Source organism: Gordonia sp. LMA167 (assembly GCF_058130025.1).
Genome location: NZ_CM176708.1, coordinates 4,503,769 through 4,528,169 on the forward strand (window position 1 = coordinate 4,503,769; position 24,401 = coordinate 4,528,169).

General features: G+C 65.8%; 19 protein-coding genes. 5 read left to right on the top strand and 14 right to left on the bottom strand.

Annotated features, from left to right (window positions below):
• Window positions 1–21 precede the first annotated feature (21 nt).
• From ACVT6V_RS20505 to ACVT6V_RS20535, 7 genes are all read right to left on the bottom strand, one after another.
• The gene (locus tag ACVT6V_RS20505; protein ID WP_489895954.1) at window positions 22–1,197 is read right to left on the bottom strand and encodes an alpha/beta hydrolase; all 1,176 of its coding nucleotides are present in this window, start codon (window positions 1,195–1,197) and stop codon (window positions 22–24) included.
• A gap of 122 nt (window positions 1,198–1,319) precedes the next feature.
• Window positions 1,320–2,843 carry an aldehyde dehydrogenase family protein gene (locus ACVT6V_RS20510; RefSeq protein ID WP_489895955.1) on the bottom strand — a complete coding sequence of 508 codons (1,524 nt, stop codon included), beginning with the start codon at window positions 2,841–2,843 and terminating at the stop codon, window positions 1,320–1,322.
• A 32-nt stretch (window positions 2,844–2,875) separates the two neighbouring features.
• Window positions 2,876–4,024: an acyl-CoA dehydrogenase family protein gene (locus tag ACVT6V_RS20515; RefSeq protein WP_489900922.1), complete on the bottom strand. Its 1,149-nt coding sequence runs from the start codon at window positions 4,022–4,024 to the stop codon at window positions 2,876–2,878.
• Between the two features lie 8 nt (window positions 4,025–4,032).
• The gene (locus ACVT6V_RS20520) at window positions 4,033–5,574 is read right to left on the bottom strand and encodes an acyl-CoA synthetase (RefSeq protein WP_489895956.1); all 1,542 of its coding nucleotides are present in this window, start codon (window positions 5,572–5,574) and stop codon (window positions 4,033–4,035) included.
• 247 nt (window positions 5,575–5,821) lie between these two features.
• Complete coding sequence (locus ACVT6V_RS20525) at window positions 5,822–6,520, bottom strand: TetR/AcrR family transcriptional regulator (RefSeq protein WP_489895957.1); 699 nt, start codon at window positions 6,518–6,520, stop codon at window positions 5,822–5,824.
• Between the two features lie 96 nt (window positions 6,521–6,616).
• Window positions 6,617–7,012 carry a Zn-ribbon domain-containing OB-fold protein gene (locus ACVT6V_RS20530; protein ID WP_489895958.1) on the bottom strand — a complete coding sequence of 132 codons (396 nt, stop codon included), beginning with the start codon at window positions 7,010–7,012 and terminating at the stop codon, window positions 6,617–6,619.
• 1 nt (window position 7,013) lies between these two features.
• Window positions 7,014–8,186, bottom strand: coding sequence for a thiolase family protein (locus ACVT6V_RS20535; protein WP_489895959.1), 1,173 nt, complete (start codon window positions 8,184–8,186; stop codon window positions 7,014–7,016).
• A 95-nt stretch (window positions 8,187–8,281) separates the two neighbouring features.
• On the opposite strand from ACVT6V_RS20535, the gene ACVT6V_RS20540 reads away from it, so the two are divergent.
• Window positions 8,282–9,898, top strand: a complete 1,617-nt coding sequence (locus ACVT6V_RS20540; RefSeq protein ID WP_489895960.1) for a fatty acid--CoA ligase — start codon at window positions 8,282–8,284, stop codon at window positions 9,896–9,898.
• A 63-nt stretch (window positions 9,899–9,961) separates the two neighbouring features.
• Here the strand turns inward: ACVT6V_RS20540 and ACVT6V_RS20545 are convergent, their stop codons facing one another.
• From ACVT6V_RS20545 to ACVT6V_RS20555, 3 genes are read right to left on the bottom strand one after another with little or no spacing between them, the layout of a single operon-like run.
• Entirely contained in the window at window positions 9,962–11,443 is a 1,482-nt protein-coding gene (locus tag ACVT6V_RS20545) for an aldehyde dehydrogenase family protein (RefSeq protein ID WP_489895961.1), read from the bottom strand.
• A gap of 27 nt (window positions 11,444–11,470) precedes the next feature.
• Window positions 11,471–12,571 (bottom strand): NAD(P)-dependent alcohol dehydrogenase, encoded by a 1,101-nt coding sequence (locus tag ACVT6V_RS20550; protein ID WP_489895962.1) that lies wholly within the window; start codon window positions 12,569–12,571, stop codon window positions 11,471–11,473.
• Between the two features lie 38 nt (window positions 12,572–12,609).
• Window positions 12,610–15,666 carry a cytochrome P450 gene (locus tag ACVT6V_RS20555; RefSeq protein WP_489895963.1) on the bottom strand — a complete coding sequence of 1,019 codons (3,057 nt, stop codon included), beginning with the start codon at window positions 15,664–15,666 and terminating at the stop codon, window positions 12,610–12,612.
• 153 nt (window positions 15,667–15,819) lie between these two features.
• Here ACVT6V_RS20555 and ACVT6V_RS20560 point away from each other — a divergent pair, with 153 nt between their 5' ends.
• The 4 genes from ACVT6V_RS20560 to ppsA all read left to right on the top strand — a co-directional run bounded on the left by ACVT6V_RS20560 (window position 15,820) and on the right by ppsA (window position 22,034).
• Window positions 15,820–17,406 (top strand): long-chain-fatty-acid--CoA ligase, encoded by a 1,587-nt coding sequence (locus ACVT6V_RS20560; RefSeq protein ID WP_489895964.1) that lies wholly within the window; start codon window positions 15,820–15,822, stop codon window positions 17,404–17,406.
• Between the two features lie 17 nt (window positions 17,407–17,423).
• Entirely contained in the window at window positions 17,424–18,578 is a 1,155-nt protein-coding gene (locus tag ACVT6V_RS20565) for an acyl-CoA dehydrogenase family protein (RefSeq protein ID WP_489895965.1), read from the top strand.
• Between the two features lie 223 nt (window positions 18,579–18,801).
• Window positions 18,802–19,641 carry a pyruvate, water dikinase regulatory protein gene (locus ACVT6V_RS20570; protein ID WP_489895966.1) on the top strand — a complete coding sequence of 280 codons (840 nt, stop codon included), beginning with the start codon at window positions 18,802–18,804 and terminating at the stop codon, window positions 19,639–19,641.
• Window positions 19,642–19,652: 11 nt separating this feature from the next.
• On the top strand, window positions 19,653–22,034 hold the full coding sequence (gene ppsA, locus ACVT6V_RS20575) for a phosphoenolpyruvate synthase (protein WP_489895967.1): 2,382 nt from the start codon (window positions 19,653–19,655) through the stop codon (window positions 22,032–22,034).
• Window positions 22,035–22,103: 69 nt separating this feature from the next.
• On the opposite strand, the gene ACVT6V_RS20580 is transcribed toward ppsA, so the two are convergent.
• The 4 genes from ACVT6V_RS20580 to ACVT6V_RS20595 all read right to left on the bottom strand — a co-directional run bounded on the left by ACVT6V_RS20580 (window position 22,104) and on the right by ACVT6V_RS20595 (window position 24,327).
• Window positions 22,104–22,526: a nitroreductase family deazaflavin-dependent oxidoreductase gene (locus tag ACVT6V_RS20580; RefSeq protein WP_489895968.1), complete on the bottom strand. Its 423-nt coding sequence runs from the start codon at window positions 22,524–22,526 to the stop codon at window positions 22,104–22,106.
• Between the two features lie 68 nt (window positions 22,527–22,594).
• The gene (locus ACVT6V_RS20585; RefSeq protein ID WP_489895969.1) at window positions 22,595–22,930 is read right to left on the bottom strand and encodes a YnfA family protein; all 336 of its coding nucleotides are present in this window, start codon (window positions 22,928–22,930) and stop codon (window positions 22,595–22,597) included.
• Window positions 22,931–22,981: 51 nt separating this feature from the next.
• Window positions 22,982–23,683, bottom strand: coding sequence for an RES family NAD+ phosphorylase (locus ACVT6V_RS20590; protein ID WP_489895970.1), 702 nt, complete (start codon window positions 23,681–23,683; stop codon window positions 22,982–22,984).
• Complete coding sequence (locus ACVT6V_RS20595) at window positions 23,677–24,327, bottom strand: helix-turn-helix domain-containing protein (RefSeq protein ID WP_489895971.1); 651 nt, start codon at window positions 24,325–24,327, stop codon at window positions 23,677–23,679. Before ACVT6V_RS20595 ends, ACVT6V_RS20590 begins: the two co-directional genes overlap by 7 nt.
• Between the last annotated feature and the right edge of the window lie 74 nt (window positions 24,328–24,401).

The following is a 24,401-nucleotide window of genomic DNA, read 5'->3' on the forward strand; positions in this document are numbered from 1 at the left end:
CCTTTCTGGGGGAGTTGAATCTCAGGGCTGCGAGCGGGTCTTGATCGCATGGGAGGCGCGTGTCATCGCACCGAGGACTGACGGCCGGGGCCGTCGCCAGTATTCGGCGACGAGCGTGGACGTGATACGACCCGTATTCACCATCGGTGTGCGGAGCCAGCTTTCGTCCAGTCGCCGCACAGTCTCGGCCGCACGCGGATACCAGCGGATCGGATGGTCATGGCCCGGCGGTCCGCAAGTCGGCACCGGAGCGACCCCGGACACGGTGTTCGCCATGCTCTTCAAGGCGGAGTAACCCGACGGGAACATCGCATCCATGTCGACGAAGCCATGGATCTGCCGTCCGTACTCCTCGCAGAGAACCTGATTGCCAGCGTACTCGAGACGCCTACCGTACTCGTGTCCGTCGGGACAGAATGGATCCGCTCCCCCGAGCACGATGTGTGCGGGCGGGAGGCCCGCATGCGAGGCGGCGAACATCGGCGAGATCGACGAATCGGTCCGGTCGATACCGTTCAGCGAGTACTGGCCGAACCAGTCGACCGCGGCAGCATCGAAGAACCCGGTGGCAGCCCGGTCATCCATATGCGCGAGAGTGAGATCGGTTGCCGGATAGACCAATATCTGCCCCGCGATCGATGCGCCCGGATGGTCGCGGAAGTAGCAGCACGCCGAGGCCGCCAGGGTTCCACCGGCCGAGTCGCCGGCGACGATCAGCCGCCTGCGATCCGCTCCGAGTTGGGTTGCATGTCGGTACGCCCAGGCGATTGCCGTCCGCGCGTCTTCGTGGGCGGCGGTGATCGCGGCTTCCGGCGACCGGCGGTAGTCGACAGACACGACGACCGCCGACGCGTAGTTGGCCAGCTTTCGGCAGGTGGCGTCGGCGGTGAACAGGTCACCGACGACGAACCCACCGCCGTGCAACCACACGACGATGGGCGATTCGACCCGACGACGGCGGGGCCAGTACACCCGAACCGGCACTGCATGGCCATCATCGCTGGTTGCCGTTGTGGAACGCGAAGTTCCTCCGATCGTGCGCCGAGTCGTCGTCGCCACCAGAATCTGATAGTCGGCGCGGGCCTGTTCAGGGGTCCGGCCGGAAATGGTCGGCCAGCCTGCGAGGTCGAGCCACGCGGCGAGGGTACGACCTCTGGGATCCATTGTCTTTCGACTCTTCACAGTGTGCTGCGTCACGATCCATAGTATACTGACCGCACGTACGGTTAGTCAACCGCTCCGCCGTCTGCGCTCCCCTGCGAGGGTCTGCCGACATATGCCGGAGCCGTCGGCGGCCTCAACCGCGGGGAGAGCTGCCGCTACATCCCGAGGCGGCGGCGTCCCTTTGCTGCGCCTGCCCGGATGAGTCCCAGCGCCACCTTCACCTTGCGCGGCACGTAGGGATACCAGACCAGTTCTTTACTTTGAGTCGGGATGCGCGGGCTGGTGATGGCCTGCTGACGGCAATATTTGAGGATTCCACTCTGGCCGCCCCAGCGGGCGCCCACACCGGATTGTTTCCAACCACCCATGGGTAGAGCGAAATTGAACACGTTCGAGAAGGCGTCATTGACATTCACGGCACCGACCTCGAGGCGGCGGGCGATCATCTGTCCACGCTTCTTGTCTGCGGTCCACACCGATGCGGACAGGCCGTAGCGAGAATCATTCGCCAGCGCAATGGCTTCGTGCTCGTCTTGCACCTTCACCACGGGAAGAGTCGGTCCGAACGTCTCCTCGCGGATACAGGACATCGAGTGGTCGACGTCGGCCAGGACGGTGGGCGCGAAAAACGTGCCGACTCCGGTGGGAGCACCGCCGGTCACGACCCTGGCGCCACCGGCAACCGCCTCGTCGACGTGACGCGCGACGATGTCCCGCTGCGCGGACGTGGCAAGGGCGCCGACGTCGAATGCGTAACCACGGTCGTCCTGGCCCGTGCGTAATTCGTTCACATTCTCGGTCAGCTTGGCGAGGAACTCGTCGTAGACTGGTTCCTCGACGTACACGCGTTCGATCGAGACACACACCTGCCCGGCGTTGAAGAACCCGCCCCACGCGATTCCGTTTGCGGCGCGGTCGATGTCGGCATCGGCCAGGACGATCGCCGGGTCCTTGCCGCCCAGTTCCAGGCTGTACGGTATCAGCCGGGTGGCGCACTGCTGCGCGACCGCACGACCGGTGGCGGTGGAACCGGTGAACTGTACGTAGTCGACAGTGTCGACGAGTGCCGCACCGGTGCCCCCATACCCCGTGGCCAGAGCCAGGACCGGTGGCGCGCCGATTTCGGTCCAGCCGCGGACGAACTCTGCCGCCGCCAACGGTGTCACCTCGGACGGCTTCAGCAGCACCGCAGCGCCGGCGGCCAGTGCGGGAATCACGTCGAACGCCGGCATGAGGAACGGAAAATTCCACGGCGTCACCACACCGACCACCGGATGCGGGCGGTAGGCGATCTCGAGATTCTTCACCAGCCCCAGCGGACCGTGCGGTCGAGGATGCTTGTCCGCCAGAAACTTCGCGGCGTTCTTCGACCAGTAGTTGAGTAGGTCCGCAGCCATCACCGGCTCGAAGCTCGCGTCGACGCGGGATTTACCGGTTTCCGACTGGAGCACGTCGTTGATGTGCTCGGCGTTGTCGAGGATCCACTCCTGCAGTGCGAGCAGCCACCTCTTGCGCCCCTTGGCCCCCAACGCCTCCCATGCGGTTTGCGCCTCCCGGAGCGCCTGGACCTTTGCCGCGACGGTGTCGGCCGAATCGTTGGGGACGTGGCCCACCACCGTTCCGTCTGCGGGGTTGCGAATCTCAATTGTCTCGGCGAACTCTGGTGCTTTTGCGGTCATGACGGTTCCTTCTCGGTCTGCGGCTGATCGGGTCACTGGGACAGGAGCTTCTTTGCGATGACCTCGTTCATCATCTCGTTGGTGCCGCCCCCGATGCCGAAGACGCGTGCGTCCCGGTAATGGCGCTCCACCTCGGATTCACGCATGAATCCCATGCCGCCATGGATCTGGACGGCTTCGTCGACGACGTGGTCGCAGGCGTAGACAGCAGTGTTCTTGGCCATCGCCACCTCTGCGGTGACATCGTCACCGTTGCACCACCGCGCCACCACGTCACGGACGTAGACCCGCGCCGTGTCGATCTGGCGACTCATCTCGGCGAGCCGGTGGCGGATCACCTGCCGTTGCGACAGCGCGCCGCCGAACGTGTGCCGGTTGCGGGCCCAGTCGATGGTCAGATCGAGGCAGCGTTGTCCGGTGGCCACCGCCTGCACGGAAAGCAACAACCGCTCGGATTCGAAGCGCTGCATGATCTGCCGGAACCCGGTCCCCTCCTCGCCGACGAGATTCTTCGCCGGCACACGCACCCCGTCGAACGTCAGCTCGGCGGTGTCCGAACAGAGCCAGCCCATCTTGTCCAACTTCGATGCGACCCGGAAACCTTCGCTGCCGGTGTCGATGACCAGCAACGAGATCCCGCGGTGGCCCGCTTCACCGGTGCGGACCGCGGTGGTGACGAAATCCGCGCGGGTGCCCGAAGTGATGAAGGTCTTCGCACCGGTCACCACATACTCGTCGCCGTCGCGGACCGCTCGGGTACTGATCGCGGCCACATCCGATCCGGTGCCCGGTTCGGTCACGCCCAAGGATCCGATCAGTTCGCCGGCCAATGTCGGGCGGACATACCGATCGATCAGATACTGATCGCCGCTGGCCGCGATGTGAGGTGTGCTGATGCTGTGGGTCATCAGCGCTGAGCACAGACCGCTGCTTCCGCCGGCGAGGATGAGTTCCTCGTTGGCGATCAGGAAGTCGATGAAATCTCCGACGCCGCCGGCGTCCTCCGCGGCTCCCAATTCCAACAGGCCGAGATCAGCGGCCTTGCGATGTAGTTCACGCGGGAGGGCGCCATCGCGCTCCCACTCGGCCATGAATGGGACGATTTCTTTCTTCGCGAAGCCGTTGACCATCTCGCGCAGCGCGCGACGCTCGGGTGTGTCCCAACCCGACGAGTTCACCATGTTGTCGTTCATCGGGTCACCGCCTGGGCTGCGCCGGTGTACTGCTGACGCAGGGTGCGTTTGAGGAGCTTGCCGGTGGCGTTGCGAGGCAGTTCCTCGGTGAACACCACACGCTTGGGAGCCTTGAACGCCGCGATCCGGGTTCGGCTGAATTCGATCAACTCGGATTCGGTCAGGGTGGCGTCGTCACGGATCACGACCACCGCCGTGACGGCTTCGCCCCACTTCTCGTCCGGAGTTCCGATCACTGCGGCGTCGAGGACCGACGGATGCTCGTACAGGGCCTGCTCGACCTCGATCGGGTAGACGTTCTCGCCCCCACTGATGATCATGTCCTTTTTGCGATCCACGATCGTCACGAAGCCGTCGGAGTCCCTTCGCGCGAGGTCACCGGAGTGGAACCACCCGCCCCGCAACGCCTGCTCACTGGCCTCCGGCAGGCCCCAGTACCCGGCCGTCATCGTCGGCCCTCGCAGGATGAGTTCACCGACCTCCCCGGTGGGCACCGGCCGATCGTTTTCATCGACGATCTGCACGTCGACGTGGAGGAAGGGTCGACCGACGGTGCCCGCATGCGACACGATGTGGTCGTTGTCCAGCAGCAGTGTGCTCGGGCCGAACTCAGTCATTCCGAAGCCTTCGAGAAATGCCCAACCCTTGCCCTGGAAGAAGCGGATCACGGGCAGCGGGCAGGGAGCACCTCCGCTGAGCACGAACCGCATCGCGGACACGTCATGATCGTCGAAGTTCTCGATCTGACTGAGCGCGGCCCACATCGCGGGCACTAGGAAGGCGACCGTGGTGCGGTATCGCGCCAGTGCGGCCAGGGTGTCGGCAGGCGGAAAGGCCTGCTGCAGAACAACTGTGCCTCCCACGTACAGAATTGGCGTGGTAAGCAGGCCGAGCGCCCCGATGTGGAACAGCGGCGCGACGGTCAGCGTGACGTCGTCGCTGCTGAGTCCACCGCCGACGGTGATCATGTTGAAGGCATTCCAGCGGAGGTGCCCGTGAGTGATCATTGCACCCTTCGGGCGGCCGGTTGTCCCGGAGGTGTACATGATCAAGCACACGGCGTCGTCGGTGACAGGTTCGAATGCGACGGGCTCCCCGATCGGCGGGACCGGGCTCGCATCGACGTCGATCAGGGTGCTGACCGGATTGTCGGCCTCGGAGTTGGCCGATGTCGCCAACTCGGCGAGACGGTTCGACGCGACGACGACCTGCGGTTGCGCATCGTCGATAATGTACGCGATCTCGGGTGCTGCGAGCCGGAAGTTCACGGGCACCGACACTGCGCCGAGCGCGGCGGTCGCGAACAAGTAGTCGATGAACTCGATGCTGTTGTCCATCACCATGACCACCCGATCGCCCTGACGGACGCCGTGCGACCGGAGGAACGCTGCGGTGTCGGCGATCCGGGCGCGCAGTTGAAGGTAGGTCACCGACTGCTCGGTGCCGGAGTCGATGAGCGCGATGCGATCCGGTGACCGGTCTGCGCGACGGGTGATCCAATCGGCGATACCGCCGGTGAGCTCGAGTGAGGGGGGCATTGATTCTGCTCCTTGTGATTGATCGATTGCCGGGCGTCGAGTCGCCTGAGCGTGTGATGCAGACCACCATACACATTGACCGTACGAGCGGTCAATTAGTTGAGTGATGATTCGATCCCGGCACACAGTCGAGTGCCGGCGCGCGAGCCGTCCACCCGCCCCCGAGGAACGAGCTTCACGAAGAGCCGTCCGCAACGGAGACCTCACGACCGCAATCGTGGCCGCGAGAGGAGCAGCGAGGAAACGCCTATCGGGCGTCGGCCTCGAGGACCTTGTAGACGGCCGCACGTACCGGGCCGTCGACGTCGACGAGTTCGTCGACGCGCTGTGGTTCACGCATGAGACCGCGCAGGATCAGCGCCACATACGACTGCGCGACCGCATCGTTGGAGATCTGTCCGTCCGGATCGAACCAGGTCCACATCCATTGTGTGCCACCGAAGATCTGCAGAGCCCAGACGGACGCGGGACCGTCGTGGAACAAGCCGGAGTCGATGCCTGCCTGCAAGATGTGTTTGATCAGGTCACGGTATTCGACGCGCAACTCCCTGGAACGCCGCATCGAGTCGGCGTCGTTGAATCGGATGATCTCGCGCTGGAACGCAACCGTCTCGGTCCGGCCATAGGTCTGATACATCGAGAAGGCCCAGACGATCCCGGCGAGTTGCTGGTCAGGACTGGCCAGGCTGCCGGCGATCGCGCGGGCTTCGGTGAGACGCCGTTGCATGTATTGCTCGTGCGCGTCGGCGAAGAGTTTCTCCTTCGTTCCGAAGTGGTGGACGATGGTCCCCTTGCTGATGCCCAGTTCGTCGGCGATGGCGCCGAAGTTCGTTCCGTCGTAACCGTGTTCGGCGACGCGGCGGGTGAAGGCATCGCGGATCTCGTCGCGACTACTCGGGCGGGCCTTGGCCGCCGGTCGCCCCTTGGCCGACGTTGTCTGACTCACGCGGTCGCCTCCCTTTCGCAGGTTCACCGAAGTTGTACGGCAACACAACCCTACCGGTTCGACTGACCGTACGTACGTGTGACTCTCCGTCGAGAATCAGCTCTTCGGAACCGGCTCGAACGCGGGCACGGGTTCACCCTCGTCAAAGGTCACGATCCGTAGCGTGACCTCCTTTCCGGGTGGTAGGAGGCCGTCTCCTGGGCCGGCGAGGATCTGCGCGGCCACCCACGGCCCCTCGTCGAGTTCGACCAGTCCGAGAATTCGTTCCCCCTCCGCCACCCGGTGGTCGACGATCGTGCACACGATGCGCCCCTTCCCTGCCGTCGTCACGGGCGTCACCGCGTCGCTGCCGCACTCGGCACACAATGACGCCGAGGTCGGACGCGAGCAGTGTCCGCACGCGACGCAGCGGGGCACTTCGAGGCGACCGGCCGCGAGGGCGTCGAAATACCATTGCGAGTCGGCCGAGGCGACAGCTCCGCGTCGTGTCATGTCAGTTTTCCCAACCTTGTTCGGGCGCGCCGAGGACGATCGTGCCGTGATGGTCCAGCACTCCACCGTTGCCACTGACGATCGCGGTGGCGTGCTGATCCACCTGGCGCACACCAGCGACTCCGCGGAGCTGGTCGATTGCCTCCATCAGCGGCGTCATCCCCCACAGGTAATACGACGACAGTTGTCCCCCACCGGTGTTGGTCGGCAACGCGCCGCCCGGCGCGAGAGCGCCATCGGCGGCGAGCGCACCGGCCTCACCCTTGTCACAGAAGCCGTAGTCCTCGAGGGTCACCAGCATCGTGTAGGTGTAGCAGTCGTAGATCTCGCGGATGTCGATGTCGCCGGGCTTCAATCCGGCCATGGTCAACGCGGCCGGACCTGCCTGAGCCGCACCCGTGACCAAGCCGAAATCCGAGCCGCGTTCCCACGAGTATCCCGGATGCGACTGTGCCCAGCCGGCGATAGCGACCGGGGGCCGGGGCGTATCGGCCGCGCGTTCGGGAGTGGTGACGACGATCGCCGCGCCACCGTTGCTGACCAAGCAGCAGTCAAGCAGGTGCAAAGGTTCCACGATCCAGCGCGAGGCATGGTAGTCCGCCAGGGTGATCGGCGTTCGCATCGTCGCCACCGGATTGTCGACCGCCCACGCCCGTTGACTGACCGCGACCGCACCGAGCTGATCCTGCGTGACCCCGTAGGTCGACATGTACCGACTCGCCGCCAGTGCATATCGGTGGGTGACGCTGGTGAAACCCGATGCGGTTTCGGCGCTCCGGAAGCCGGTGGCCATCGATGACGACCTGCGGTATGCGGCACCGGTGTCGCCGGCCGGCTTGAGTGGATCGTCGGCAAAGACGCACACCACCACCTCGGCCTCGCCCGACAGCACAGCGTTTGCCGCCTGCGACACCATCAGCGCCGCCGAAGCGCCGAACGCATTGACCTCGGCGAGTATGCGGAGGTCGTGCAGATTGAGCGCCTTCGCCAAGCCGATGTTGAGATCGGTGCCGCCACGCGCATTGACCAGCAAACCGTCGACGTCGCCGAGCGCCATCCCGGCGTCGGCAACCGCTCGGCGCACGGCGTCGGCGGCGAATTCCCGTGCGGTGCGCCCGAACACCTTCCCCACCTCGGTCAGGCCGGCGCCTACGATCATCGCTTGACGGATCATTCGCCACCCTCCTCGTTTCTGTTGGTCACCAGTCTACCACTGACCGTACGTACGGTCTATACTGGGTCGGACGCAACCCAGCGGGAGGACAGAAAATGAAGAGCACAATGCAGGACGTCGCACTGAACGTCGCCGGCCTTTTCGAGCACGGACGCGTAGCTCATCCGGCCAGCATGATCGTCCACTACGACGACGACGCGGTGACCGAACGCACCTTCGCGGAGTTCGGCGACGACGTCGTACGACTTGCAAATGCTCTGCGCAGCATCGGGATTGGCGACGGCGACGTGGTGGCCACCCTGTGCTGGAACAATCCGGCTCACCTCGCCGCCTACCTCGCCGTTCCCTCGATGGGCGCGGTCTTGCACACGCTCAATCTGCGACTGCATCCCGACCAGCTCGCCTATATCGTCGAACACGCCGGCAACCGTGCCATCATCGTGGACCAGACCCTGATCCCGACGCTCGAGGCGATCATCGACCGACTCACCGTCGAGCACGTGATCGTGGTCGGCGACGCTGAGATCGCCACCCCACCGTCGATCACCGTGCACCGGTACGACGAGCTGCTTGCCGGTGCGCCCACCACGATCGACTGGCCTGTCGTCACCGAGACCAATGCAGCCGCAGTGTGTTACACGAGCGGCACGACCGGTAACCCGAAGGGCGTCGCCTACAGCCATCGTTCGATCTACCTGCACACGCTGCAGATCTCCACCGGCAGTGCCTTCGGGTTCAGTGACGCCGACCGGGTCTTTCCGATCGTGCCGATGTTCCACGCCAACGCCTGGGGCTGGCCGCATGCCGCATGGGTGGCCGGGTCCGATATCGTGCTCGGCGACCGGCATCTCGGTGTCGACCACCTCGCTCGCGTCATCACCACACTTCGCCCCACCGCTGCCGCCGCGGTGCCGACCCTGTGGTCCGGTCTGGACACGTATGCGCGAGAGAACGACGTGGACTACTCGGGCCTGCGGCTGGCCGTGTCTGGCGGATCGCCGCTGTCGACCGCTCTGGTGAGGCGACTCGCCGACCACGATGTCGCCCTCACCCAGGGCTGGGGCATGACCGAGACCAGTCCCCTGCTGACCTTCTCCCGCCCCGAACCCGACACCGCTCCCGAGGACCAGGTCACCAAGCAGGCGATGACCGGACACATCGTCCCAGGGGTGTCCGCACGGATCGTCGGTGAGGACGACTCGGTACTGCCGTGGGACGGCGAATCCGTCGGGGAGATCCAGCTGCGTGGCGCAACCATCACCGGCGCTTATGTTGGTGGCGACGGAGCAGACGCCTTCGACGACGGATGGTTGCGCACCGGGGACCTCGGCGCCATCTCGCGCGGCGGCTGGATCTCGATCAAGGATCGACTCAAGGACGGCATCAAGAGCGGCGGTGAGTGGATCTCGACGGTCGAGCTGGAGGCCGCGCTCGCCGATCACCCTGCCGTTGCCGAAGTTGCGGTCTTCGGGGTTCCCGACGACAAGTGGGAGGAACGGCCGCTGGTGTGCGTGGTGGTCACGGAGGGTGAACAGATCGGCGCGTCGGACCTCACCGAACACCTGCGCGACCGCGTCGCACGCTGGTGGCTACCCGAGCGGTGGAGCTTCGTCACCGAGATCCCGAAGACGACGGTCGGCAAGCTGGACAAGCGGACGCTGCGCAACCGTTACGACGCCGATCAGCTTGAGGTGGTGTCGCCCGCGCACTGAACGCCCAACACGACAGGGCCGCCCCGACGACCGGGGCGGCCCTTCGTGTGTCTGCCTGTCGGACTACTTCCGTTGTGGTCGAAGGTAGATCGATTGACTCACCCGATAGGCGCCGAGGCCTTCGGGCCCGAGCTCGCGCCCCAGTCCGGATGCCTTCACTCCGCCGAAAGGTGCTCCGATGTCAAGACTGAAGAAGTTGATGCCGACCGCGCCGGTTGCGATCGTGCGGGCGATGTCCAGTGCGTGGTCCTCGTCGCAGGTCCAGATAGTGCCGCCGAGGCCGTAGTCGGAGTCGTTGGCGATGGCGATCGCCTCGTCGATGGCGGCATAGCCGATGACGCACAGCACCGGCGCGAAGAGTTCCTGCCGTGCGATGGCGAAGGTGTTGTCGAGGTGGGTGAGCACGGTCGGCGCGAGGTAGTTGCCGCCGTCCAATCCGGGCGGCACGACTCCGCCCGTCGCAATCCGGGCACCTGCCGCGGCGGCATCGGCGATGGCGGCCATCGCCCGCTCGCGCTGCGTACGCGAGATCAGCGGTCCGACCCGCGTCCTGGGATCGCCGGGATCGCCGATGGGCATCGACTCGACCATCGCCACAATGGCGTCGACAGCTTCTTGATATCGGCTGTTGGGCACCAGGATTCGAGTCGAGGAGTAGCAGGTCTGGCCCGTGTTGAGCAGGCTTGCCGAAGCCAGACCGCGGGCCATCGACGTCATGTCGGCGTCGTCGAGCACGATCGCGGCACTCTTGCCACCCAGTTCGAGCGTCACTGGTCGCAACAGGCGCCCGCACACCTCACCGATCTCGCGACCCGCGGCCGTCGAACCGGTGAACGCCACTTTGTCCACTCCGGGATGCGCGACCAGGTGGCGACCGACCTCGACATCACCGGGCACGACGCTGAGAACGCCCACGGGCAGGCCCGCGGCATACGCGGCGTCGGCGAGCAGCAACGCGTCCAGGGGGGTCTCCGGCGCCGGTTTCATCACCACCGGACAACCTGCGGCCAGCGCCGGCGCGAGTTTGAACATCGCCAGCGACTGGGGGAAATTCCACGGGACGATCGCTGCCACCACGCCGATGGGAGCTTGGCGGACGACTGTGCTGCCCGGCCGCCCGACCGCAGGCCGTCGCGTCTCGAGTTCCTCATCGAGGATCAGATCGGCATAGTAGCGCAGGATTTCGGCCGGTCCGTGGCCCTCGGCGGGCACCGACAAGCTGATCGGCATGCCGTTCTGCGTCGTGACCAGTGCGGCAATATCTGTCGCGCGGACACTCAGTTCGTCGGCGAACCGATGCAGGACGGCCGACCGATGCACGGCGGCCAACCCCGCCCAGCCTGCGGCCGCAGCACGCGCGGCCGCAACGGAAGCGTCTACGTCGTCGGTGCTGCTGACACTGACCCTGCCGATGGGTTGTCCGGTTGCCGGCGAGCGAACCGTCTGTGAGCGCGAACCCCCGGCGCGCCACGCGCCGCCGACATAGATCTGGTCACGCTGGGTCACAGCCGCGGAGAGTGCCACGGGCGCAGAAGTGGTGGACATGGTTACTCCAGTCAGATCGGATGGAAGTCAGGCGAGATCGGGCACGATGACAGGTTTGACCACCGCGCCGGATCGTAGGTCGGCTTCGGCGCGGTTGATCTCCGCCAGCGGATAGGTGGTGGTCAGGTCGTCTATCGGGAATCTTCCGTCGCGCCACAGATTGATGAGTTCAGGCAGGAACTCGCGGGGGACGGCGCCACCCTCGATGATGCCGAACAGGGTCTTGCCGGGGCCGAGTGCACCCCCCGGGATCGAGAGCTCACGGTCTACAGTGCCGACCATCCCGACCCGGCCGCCCGGCCGTACCGCGCCGATCGCGGCCTCGATCACCGCCGCGCTGCCGGTGGTGTCGATGATCGCGTCGACACCACCGCGCACCGTCGACCGGATCGCGGTGTCGAAGGCCACCGCAGACGAGTCCAGCACGGTGGTCGCGCCGACTTTCTCGGCGACCTCGAGGCGTTTCGGGTTGCGATCGACGGCGATGATCTCGACGCAATCCGCCGTACGGGCGGCCATCACCGCGGCAAGCCCGACTGCTCCGACTCCGACCACCGCGATGGTCGACCCGGCGGGCGCGCGGAGCGCCCGCAGGACCGCACCCGCACCGGTCTGGAAGCCACAACTCATCGGAGCGAGTAGCTCCAGCGGCAGATCATGTTCCACCCGAACAACATTCGACGCCGCGACGACGGTGTGGGTGGCGAACGAGGATTGCCCGAACCAACTCGACGCAACCGGGCTGCCGGACTCATCGGTCATCGGGCCGGCCGAGTCGCCGGCCCGACCGGTCATGTTGAGCGCGAAGAAACGGTAGCAATTGAACGGCTGCCCGGCCCGGCAGGTCTGACACTGCCGGCAGGACGTGTAGGAGATCAGGACGTGGTCGCCCTCCTGCACATCTGTGACATCGTCACCGACCGCGGTGACGACCCCGGCTCCCTCGTGGCCGAGTACCATCGGTGGGCGCGCGAAGAATCCCGCGCGGCGCGGCAGGATGTCGGTGTGGCACACGCCGGTCGCGGCGATCTCGACGAGAATCTCGCCGCGGCGCGGTGCCCTCAGTTCCAGCGTCTCGATCCGTAACGGTGCGTCCCGATCGCGCAGCACTGCAGCCTGAATATGCATGGATATCCCCCTCGTGTTCGATTTCGCGAGTATGGCGATCAGCCGACCGCCCACACGTCGACGTGGTAGCGCGGCGACGCGGACAGGTTGGTGAACCATTTCCGGGCGACCTCGGCGTCGACACCGTGGCGGTTCTGGTGTGCGGTGATGAGCGCGTTCGCGACGCCATCGGCCATGGCACTGGCGCCACACAGGTAGACGTGCGCGCCGGCGTCGAGCCGGTCGAGTATCTCGTCGGCCAAGTCGATGACCCGATCCTGCACATAGACCTTCGGTGCACCCGGGATCCGGGAGAACGCGTGCTCGACCCGGGCGACACCGGCCCGGGCGAAGGCGCGGAACTCGTCGGCGTAGAGCAGGTCTGCCTGCGGGTGGCGGGCTCCGGCGATCACGAGCGCTTCGCCGAACACGACGCCCTCGGCCGCCTGTCCGGCCCGTTCTGCCAGAAACCCCCGGAACGGTGCGAGGCCGGTACCCGCGCCGATCATGATGACCGGCACCGACGGATCTACGGGTAGCCGGAAAGTCGAGGAGGTGTCCCGCACGAACGCGTAGACGTCGTCGCCGGACCGCTTGCCGGCCAGGAAGTTCGAGCACACGCCGCGGTAGCCGCGGCCAGAGCCGTTGCGGGCCTGCTCGGCGAGCACACCGACGGTGATCGAGCACACCTCGGGCTGGCCGTGCGGCGACGACGAGATCGAGTAGTACCGGGGCGCCAGCGGCCCCAGCGAGTCGAGGTACGTCTCGAAGGGCAGTTCGCACGACGGATGCTCCTCGAGCAGATCCAGCAGTGACTTGTGCTCGACGACGTCGGCGCGGAACGCATCCGGGCACGCCAACAGCGCTGACAGCGCTTCCCGCGTCCAGGGGTAGCGGGTGTGTTCCAGCATCGCCTCGACGTGTCGCCGCGACGCAACACCCTGCAGTTCGACATAGTCGCGCAGCAGTTCGCCGATGCTGATCCGCTCCCCGATCGGCAGGAAGGTCGAATTGACATCGCCCGAGCGCAGCACGACGATGGTCCGCGGGTCGAGACCGAAGCGATCGGTCACTCGACTCACGAGCTCGTCTTCGTTGTGCGGGATGACACCGAGGTGGTCGCCGGCCGCGTAGGTGGTGCCTGCCGGCAACGCGAACTCGAGGTGGCGCACGGTCTTGATCGGCAGATCGTCGATCGGGCGGGTGAGATCGGCGGAGGCCGTGAGCCGCATCGGCACGGCACCCCGGGTCGCGACGAATGGTCCCGGGCGCGTCGGCGAAACCACCTCCATCGTGAAGCGGTTCTGCTTGGCTCCCGCGCTCAGGTCGTCGGCCGACAGGTCGACCGCGGTGGCCAGTGCCGGCCACAGCGACTCGAGCCACCCCTCGAAGCTCGCATCGAAGTCACCGGCCGCGTCACCTTCTCCCCGATAGTGCAGTCGAGTACCGCCGGCGGCGTCCAGACCGGCGTCGACGGCTCGTGGGAAGTGTTGGAAGGTCTTGTCCCACTCGGAGTTGCCACACCCGAAGACACTGAACTTCACTCCGGTGGTGTCGATGTCACCCGCCGCGATCGCGGCGGCGAACCGGACCGCATTGTCTGGCGGTGTGCCGTTGTAGGTGGCGGTCACGATGATCGTCACGCCGTCTGCAGGCAGGGCCCTCGCTGCATCGTCCAGGTCGGCGAGCACCGGCGCGAATCCACGGCGCTTGGCCTCGTCGGCGACTATCTGTGCGGTCTCTTCGGCGGTGCCGAAGTTCGAGCCGAAGAAGATGTGCAGCGGGGTCTGGTGGGTGGGGGCGGTGGATTCGACAGCCGGCTCGGATGTCTCGGCCGATCCGACCGCAGTCGACACCGATCCGTCGGTCTCCTCCGGTGCTGCTTCGCGGCGCTCGGCGGGTGTGAAGGCGACCGGCATCCGCTTGATGCCGTTGATGAAATTCGATCGCATCCGCTCGGGTTCGCCGTCTGCGTGGATGTCGGGCAGACGGGTGAGCAGTTCGGTCAGCAAGGTGCGCACCTGCAGACGAGCGAGGTTGGCGCCGAGGCAGAAGTGGGTACCGTCTCCGAAGGAGACGTGCGGGTTGGGATCGCGGCCGATGTCAAACACATCCGGGTTCTCGAAGACCGCGGGGTCGCGGTTGGCAGAGGCGTAATTGATGATGACGCGGTCGTTTTCGCGGATCTGCACGCCGCCGAACTCCATGTCCCGGGTTGCGTTGCGGCGGAACTGGATCACCGAGGGGTTGAACCGCAGCATCTCTTCGATCGCCAACGGCAACAGCGACATGTCCGCGCGCAGCCGATCGAACTGATCCTGATGGGTGAACAGCATATTGATCCCGCCGGCGATGAGGTTTCGAGTGGTCTCGTTGCCGGCGATCATCAGCAGCTGGAAGAAGCGGTCGAGGTCGTCGTCGGTCAGGCGCTCGCCGTCGACCTCAGCGTTGACCACGGTGCTCCACACATCGTTGGTCGGGTTGGCGCGTTTGGCAGCGGTCTGCGCGCGGGCGTAGGTGAACATCTCGGCGAAGGCCGTCAAGAACACCTGCGGATCGCCGCCGTACTCGGGGTCGTCGATACCGACCAACGCGTTGGTCCACGAGTACAGCAGGTGTCGGTCTTCGGCGGGTACACCCAACAGCTCGGCCAGGATGAGTAGCGGCATCTCGGCTGCGACGTCACCAAGAAAGTCGATGTCTCCCCGTTCGCAGACCGAGTTGACCACGTCGCGGGCGGCCCGCGTGATCGAGTCCGAGAGGGTCTTGCGGATCGCCATCGGGGTGAAGGCCTTGTTGACGATCTTGCGGAGCTGCGTGTGCTGGGGCGGATCCATGTGCAGCATCATGCGACGCAGGACCTTCACGTCCGTCGGACGCTGTTCGCGCAGGAACGCCGTGCCACGCCACGACGAGAAATCTGCCGGGTTCCGCGACACCTGTTGGACGAGTTCATGCGACAGCACCAACCAGTACCCTGGGCCACCCTCGAAGGACCCCGAAGCCGGTTCATCCACCCACTGCACCGGTGCCCGGTCGCGCAGGGCGGCCAGCTCTGCATGCGGGATGCCATCGGCGTAGATGGACGGGTCCAAGAAGTCGGGGACGGATGCCATGGCTGCTCCTCATGCTCATCGGCTGGTATCAGGTCTTGACCAACCATACTGACCGCACGTACGGTTAGTCAACGCATCCGCTCGAAGACCTGGCAGACCGCCTGCGAGCACCGCATCTCACCCGACGCCCTGCCACCCAATGAAGGAAGTCAGATGACATCCACCATCGATCCGCCCCCGGCCTCATCCCAGTTCGACGGGAGCCTCGTGTCCGAACTTGTCGACCCATGGGCGGCCACCACACCGGACTACATCGCCGTACGCTACGGCGATCGGTCCTGGACCTGGCGTGAGTGGTCGGACCGCATCGGGCGACTGGCCGCGGGCCTGTCCTCGTTGGGCATCGGCCGCGGCGACCGGATCGCCTTCCTCGACAAGAACCATCCGGCATGCCTTGAGACGGCGTTTGCCACCGCGACCCTCGGCGCGGCGGTCGCGATCCTGAACTGGCGACTGTCCGGCGACGAGCTCACGTATGCGTTGGCCGACAGCGGTGCTCGCGTCCTGATCGCGGGTGACGAGTTCGCCGACCTCGCGGCTTCGGCGCTGACCGGCGTGCCGGGTGTCGAGCGACTGTTGATCCTCGCCGAAGCCGGCGACGACGAATACGAGGCGTTCCTCGCCGCACACGAACCGCTCGGCACAGTCCCTGCGGTCGAGCCGGAAGACGCCACGTTCGTGATCTACAGCTCCGGGACGACCGGCCGACCCAAGGGGGTCGTTCTCAGTCAGCGGGCCCTGATCGCCCACACGCGCAACGTCGGGACCCGATTCCCGTTCGCGCCCGGCGACGTCAACCTCGTGGCGATGCCCATGTTCCATGTCGGCGGTGTGTGTTGGGCGTTCCTGGGAATGCGGTCGGGCAACCCGAGCATCGTCCTGCGCAACCCCGATGCAGCCTCTCTGCTCGGCGGAATTACCCAGGGGGCCACACACACGTTCTTCGTGCCGCCCGTGATCAGCGGCCTGCTCGCGGCCGGCGAGACGGCCACGACCGCACTCGCCGGCTTGAAGCGCATGGGGTACGGCGCGGCGCCGATGCCGCTGTCCACCCTGCGCCAGTCGCTCGATGCCTGGCCGCACATCGACTTCGTCCAGGTCTACGGGCAGACCGAGATCGCCGGAGTCGCGGTCACGCTGCAACCCGAGGATCATCGTGATCCGCGACGAGCGCACCTACTGACGTCCGCCGGGGTACCCGTGCCCGGCGTCGAGGTGCGCATCGTCGACGTCGAGAGCGGCGAGCAGGTGCAAACCGGCGCCCAGGGTGAGATCTGGTTCCGCTCCGACCAGGTCATGAACGGCTACCTCAATCGCTCCGACGCGACGGCCGAGACCATCACCGCCGACGGCTGGCTGCGCACCGGCGACATCAGCCGCGTCGACGCAGAGGGGTACGTCTTCGTCGAGGACCGACTCAAGGACATGATCATCACCGGCGGTGAGAACGTCTACAGTCCCGAGGTTGAACGCGTGCTGGCCGAACACCCCAGCGTCGTCGATGCCGCCGTCATCGGTGTGCCCGACGAGAAATGGGGCGAATCCGTCAAGGCCCTCGTCGCGGTCAATGCCCCGGTCTCCGCCGAGGACATCATCGCGTTCTGCCGCGAACACCTCGCCCGCTACAAGTGCCCGAGCAGCGTGGACTTCGTCGACGCGCTGCCCCGCAATGCCAGCGGCAAATTGCTCAAACGCGACCTGCGCACGCCGTACTGGTCGAAGTCCGCCCGCACCATCTGAACACCAGGAGACCACCGATGGAAATCACGACCCTGCACCACGAACTCGCCGACAGTGTCCGGGCGTTCGTCCGCAAGGAGATCAATCCACACGTCGACAAATGGGAAGCCGACCAGATCTTCCCGGCCCACGACCTGTTCAAGAAGATGGGCGACGCCGACCTGCTCGGCATCAAGTACGACGAGAAGTACGGCGGCCTCGGCCTCGACCTCACCTACGCAGTGGTCGCCACCGAGGCGATGGGCGAATCCCGTTGCGGTGGAGTTCCCTTGGCGATCGGCGTGCAGACCGACATGTGCACCCCCGCACTCGCTAACTTCGGCTCCACCGAGCTGAAAGAGGAGTTCCTCAAGCCCGCCATCGCGGGAGATCTGGTGGGCTGCATCGGCGTCAGTGAGCCCGGAGCCGGTTCTGACGTGGCGTCCCTGCGGACCACCGCGGTACGCGACGGCGATCACTACGTGATCAATGGGACCAAGATGTGGATCACCAACGGAATGCAGGCGGACTGGTGTTGTCTGCTGGCCAACACGTCCGATGGCCCCGTGCACAAGAACAAGAGCCTGATCGTCGTGCCGATGGACACACCGGGGATCGAGCGCACCAAGATCGCCAAGCTGGGAATGCACTCGTCGGACACGGCGCAGTTGTTCTTCGATGATGTCCGCGTGCCCGTCCGCAATCTGATCGGCGAGGAGGGCATGGGGTTCATCTACCAGATGAAACAGTTCCAGGAGGAGCGCCTCTGGGGTGCCGCGTGGAACCTGGGCACTGTGGATCGCCTGGTCACCGAGACCATCACCTACCTGCGTGACCGAAAGGCCTTCGGCCAGAGCCTGCTCGACAATCAGGTGATCCACTACCGATTGGCCGAGCTGCGGACTGAGATCGAGGCGCTGCGAGCCCTGACCTACCGCGCGGCCGCAAGCTACGTCGCCGGTCAGGACGCCACCCGCCTCGCGTCGATGGCCAAACTCAAGTCAGGCCGGCTGATGCGCGAGGTCACCGACACGTGCGTCCAGTACTGGGGTGGAATGGGCTTCGCCAACGAGTCACAGGTCTCGCAGTTCTACCGTGACGGCCGCCTGAGCTCGATCGGCGGCGGCGCCGACGAGGTCATGCTGTCCATCATCGCCAAGATGGAGGGTACGCTGCCGGCACGCACGCACTGAGGTAGCGAACAGGCGGCGGACGGCGCGCGGCGTTCTGGTTCGCCGCCTTACGAGAAATCGCGGTCAACCACGCTGAACGAGTACGGCGACGTGACCACCGGGAGTCGGGCCGCCCACATCAAACGAAGGACAAACGGCCGGTAACGCCGACCTGCCTGCCGACCCACCGAGCGACTACGGAACGATAGAGGCCACACGACGTAGGCCGATAGGACACGACCAGGTGGGCGACACACACGCCGGTGAGGCAATCCCGGTCTTCTTCCTGTCCGACAGCACCGGTATCAGCGCCGAGACCATGGGTAACGCGCTGCTGCTGCATTTTCCCGATCATCGGTTCGACCGGACGCTGATCCCGTTCATCACCACCCCCGACGACGCACGGGAGGTCGTGCGTACCATCGACGCCACGATGGACCGCGGCATGACACCGCTCGTCTTCGCGACAGCCGCGCTCGACGACGTGCGTATCGAACTGGCCAAGACCCGCGCACCCCTGATCGACTTCTTCGACATGCACATGCAGCAGGTCGAGGCCATCCTCGGGACCCGCGGCGCCCGAACACCCGCTCGACTCCACGGCGTCGGCGACGTCAAGCGGTACAACGCGCGTATGCAGGCCGTCGAGTACGCGATCGAGCATGACGACGGTCAGAGCATTCGCTCGCTGGAGAAGGCCGACGTGATCCTCGTGGCACCGTCGCGCTGCGGCAAAACCCCGACGACCATGTATCTCGCGCTGCAGCACGGTCTGCGCGTCGCGAACTACCCCCTGATCGACGACGATTTCACGAGCACGGACCTGCCACGCCCGATCCGGCATCTGGCCGACCGCTGCTTCGGGCTCATGACCAGCGCTGCCCGTCTGAGCGCGGTCCGCACGGAGCGTCGCCCGGACTCGACGTACGCGTCCTTGCGCCAGTGCACCTACGAGCTCAAGCGTGCAGAGGCGCTGTACCGCGCACACGACCTACCGATCATCGACTCGTCCGCGAAATCCGTCGAAGAAATGTCCACACTCATCCTGCAAGTGCTCGCCCGCAGGCCCCACCCCGAGAATTGAGGAGCCGTTTCATGAACAGCAACGTCCGGTGGTTCGCCGACCTCGGCCTCGCCGACCTCGAGCAGGTCGGCGGCAAGAACGCGTCCCTCGGTGAGATGGTTCGCAACTTGACCACCGTGGGGGTCCGGGTGCCCAACGGTTTCGCGACGACAGCCGACGCCTACCGCCGATTCATGACCCAACCCGGTTCAGCCGACACCAGTCTGGCCGCCCGTATCAGTGCGCGTCTCGCCGACCTGGACACCGACGACGTACAGGCGCTGGCCGAGGCAGGCCGAGAGATCCGTGCGGCGGTCATGGATCAGCCGTTCCCCTCAGATCTCGAGGCCGACATCCGGACGGCGTTCGCGGAGCTGTCGGGCGGCTCTGACGAGGCGTCGTTCGCCGTGCGGTCCAGTGCGACCGCGGAGGACCTTCCGGACGCGTCGTTCGCCGGCCAGCAGGAGACATTCCTCAACGTGCGAGGTATCGATGCGATCTTGCAGGCGATGCGGGAGGTCTTCGCATCGTTGTACAACGATCGCGCCATCGCCTACCGGGTTCACCACGACTTCGACCACGACGCCGTAGCCCTCTCGGCGGGCGTGCAGCAGATGGTGCGCTCCGACATCGGCACGTCGGGAGTGATGTTCACCATCGACACCGAGTCAGGTTTCCCGGACGCCGTGTTCGTGACGTCGTCGTACGGCCTCGGTGAGGCAGTCGTGCAGGGTGCGGTGAACCCCGACGAGTTCTACGTCTACAAACCTGCCCTGCGTGCCGGCCGTCCCGCTGTGCTCAAGCGCGGCATCGGGTCGAAGGCGACCAAGATGGTCTACACCACCGACCGCTCGGTCGGCCGAACGACCGAGTTCGTCGACGTCGAGCCTGCCGATCGGCGACTGCTGAGCCTCACGGACGCAGAGGTCGAGGCGCTTGCGCGCCAGGCGCTGTTGATCGAGGAACACTACGGGCGACCGATGGACATCGAGTGGGGTAAGGACGGTGTCGACGGCGAGCTGTACATTCTGCAGGCCCGACCGGAGACCGTGCAGTCGCGGGCGGCGGTCACCGGCCAGCAGCGCTTCCGGCTGAACGAGACCGGCTCGGTGCTCGTCGAGGGCCGCGCGATCGGTGCACGTATCGGCGCTGGCGCTGTCCGGGTGCTGGAGTCGGTGGAGCAGATGCACGAGTTCCAACCCGGCGAGGTACTCGTCGCCGACATGACCGACCCCGACTGGGAGCCGATCATGAAGCGCGCCAGTGCAATCGTCACCAATCGTGGCGGACGTACCTGTCACGCCGCGATCATCGCCCGTGAGCTCGGCATCCCCGCAGTCGTCGGTTCCGGCGGGGCCACCCGGTCGCTCGAAGCCGGCCGCGAGGTGACCGTCTCGTGCGCCGAGGGCGATACCGGTTACGTGTATGACGGGTTGCTCGACTTCGACGTCACCGAATCGTCGATCGAGGCGATGCCCGAGATCAGCACCAAGATCATGATGAACGTCGGCACCCCTGAGCAGGCGTTCGCGTTCTCGCGCCTACCCAACAGCGGTGTCGGCCTGGCGCGGCTCGAGTTCGTGATCAACCGCCAGATCGGGATTCATCCCAAGGCCCTGCTCGATTTCGACACCCTGGATGGTCCGCTGAAGGAGCAGATCGGTGAGGCGATCGCGGCCTATCCGAGTGCCCGCGAGTTCTTCGTCGACCGGGTGGCCGAAGGGGTCGCGACGATTGCCGCCGCCTTCGCGCCCCACCCGGTGATCGTGCGTATGTCGGACTTCAAGTCCAACGAGTACGCGAAGCTGGTCGGCGGCGACCTCTATGAGCCCGAGGAAGAGAACCCGATGATCGGCTACCGCGGCGCGTCGCGGTATCTGTCCAAGGACTTCGCCGACTGCTTCGCCATGGAATGTGCCGCACTGCGCTACGTCCGCGATGAGATGGGCCTGACCAACGTCAAGATCATGATCCCGTTCGTCCGCACGCTCGCCGAGGCCGAGGGCGTGATCGCGCTGCTCGACTCGCACGGCCTGCGTCGCGGCGAGAACGGACTCGAAGTCATCATGATGTGCGAGGTGCCGTCCAACGCGGTCATCGCCGACGCTTTCCTCGATCACTTCGATGGCTTCTCCATCGGCTCCAACGACATGACGCAGCTGACGCTCGGCCTCGACCGCGATTCCGCGCTCGTCGCCGACTCGTTCGACGAACGCGACCCTGCTGTCAAACACATGCTTGCTGCGGCCATTTCGGCGTGCAAGGCGCGCGGCAAGTACGTGGGGATCTGCGGACAGGGACCAAGCGATCACGTCGATCTCGCCGAGTGGCTGCTCGAGCAGGGCATCGAATCGATGTCGCTGAATCCCGACACCGTGGTCGACACCTGGACACGCTTGGCCAACCTGGGCTGACAGCGAAAACTCCCAACGCAGTTCGTCGTGCGAACTGCGTTGGGAGTCAGGGGTGATGTCGGTGTCAGCTCATTCGAGCACGAAGACCGGGATCAGTCGGTCGGTCTTGGTCTGGTACTCGGCATACGGCGGATAGGCCGCAACGGCCAGGTCCCACCAGTGCTCTCGCTCGGCGCCTTCGACCTCACGTGCGGTGAGCTCTTGCACCGTTGTACCGTCCTGCACCGAGATCTGCGGGTGTGCCTTCACGTTGTGATACCACGACGGATGGCTCGGGTCCCCGCCCTTGGAGGCGACCATCGCGTACTTGCCGTTCTCCTCGACCCGCATCAACGGGACGTAGCGCTTCTTGCCCGACTTCGCCCCGGTGGTGGTGAACAGGACGACCGGGCGGTCCATGATCAGGACGCCATCGGTCGTCCCCTGTTCCAGGATCTTCTCGGTCTGGTCACGGACCCACCCCTCGGGGCTGAGTTCTGGTTGATCGCTCATGCCAGTCGACAACGCCTTCGTGGCGCTCATCATTCCACGGCGTTCTTGGTTGGGGGACGACCGCGAGTTCAGGACGGCCGGGGTGCGTACGTGATCACGGCGACCCCGAGCAAGCAGATCGCCGCCCCGGTGATGTCCCATCGGTCGGGGCGGAAACCGTCGAGCGCCATTCCCCACGCCAGGGATCCGGCGACGAAGACACCGCCGTAGGCGGCGAGAATACGGCCGAAATGTGCATCGGGCTGGAGGGTCGCGACAAACCCGTACGCCCCCAAGGCGATGACACCCAGACCTGCCCACAGCCACCCGCGATGCTCACGCACTGCCTGCCAGACCAACCAGGCGCCGCCGATCTCGAGCACGGCGGCGAGGACGAAGAGCAGTATCGACTTGGTGACGGTCATGGCGGTTTTCTATCAGGTGTGACGATGCGCTGTGGGTGAAGGTGTGACGGGTCACCGACAGCGCGGACAGCGCTCGACGAGATCGGCACGCATCCCCAGCGACACGGCGGCGTCGACGACCCGCGGCCAGATGGTCGCGGAGTTCAGGGAAAAATCCTGGCCTCGGCCGTCGGCCGCTCGGACCACCTCGACATCGTCGTCGGTGTTCCACAACGCCAGTGCCCTGCCGTTGGAGTGAGCCGCGTGGTAGTAGACACCACGCACAGTTCGGCGCGCGACACGTTGATCCTCATAGATTGCTCGAGCCCATTCCTGGGTACGTGCGCGCGGATAGTCGCCGGTCGCCAGAGAGGGCAGCGCGCCGATACGCATGGCCGCCCCTTCGCCTCGTAGATCGAGCACACTGATCGGCGACGTCGGTTTCACCAGCGCCACGCGGTGATTCGGACAGACCGCCGCAGCTGTCAGATCGCCGAAGACCTCGCCGAACGCCGTGGCCAGAGTTCCGGCGACGTACAGGACCGATCGGCCGTCGGGGCATTCCCGGGCGGCGCCCGAACTGGTCGGGATGTGGTGATCGAGTCGGTGAAGCGGACCGAAGGATCGGTGGGCTGCACCGTCCGGCGTGTGCGTGGCCCGGTGGTAGATGCGACACCAGTACCACGGGTGGGTCGACGCCGGCGCGCGCCATCGCCACGTCCAGGCCCGTCCCCCGGCGATCGGGCGAACCGGTGCTGCAAGCGCCGCTACCACGCCGCCGATGTGCTGGTGGCGGCGATTGCGACTACCTCGTCGACCCGGTTGGATGCGAGGGCCTGGGCGGGCGTCGCGCCGTCGAGGTCGACGTTGGGTTCGCCTGCCCACTCGGTCAGCGACACCACCCCGCCGGGAAACGAGTCCCGTAGTCGTGCCAGCCCGGGCACGAAGCCGTGGGCGGAGCCGGCATTGAACTGCCACAGCGGAAGGCGCCACTCCCGGCCCTTCTTCAGCCCGAGCAGGTCACCCGACTTGATCCGGTCGAGCACGGCCTGTTCGGACACCTCGAGCAGGTCGGCGGCCTCGGCTCGGGTCAGCGAGTGGTCGAGCACCGCTGATCGTGCGGTGAACTGCCGCCGCAGATTCTCCAGCGCAGCCTGTTTGCGTTGTGCCGGTGTCGGGCCCCGTCCCCACAGCGAACTGTCGAGTTCGTCGTCGCCGGTGACACCTCGCAGGAAGCTGTCGCGTGCGGGCTCCGGAACGCTGCGTAGCGCGTCGTCGAGCGCCTCCGTGAAGGCTGTCGATCCTACGGTGGCCGTCGGACTCGACGCTGCCCGGCCGCGGGGCCGAGCGGACGTGTTCTCGGCCCGCGACGCGCACTTGGTCGTCGTGCGGCCGTCACCAGCCGTCGTGGTAGCCATGTGCCCATGCTACTGGCCGCCATCCGCAGAGCAAGTAAAACAAGTTGCGAAAGTTCGACCAGCGAGGTCTGCCA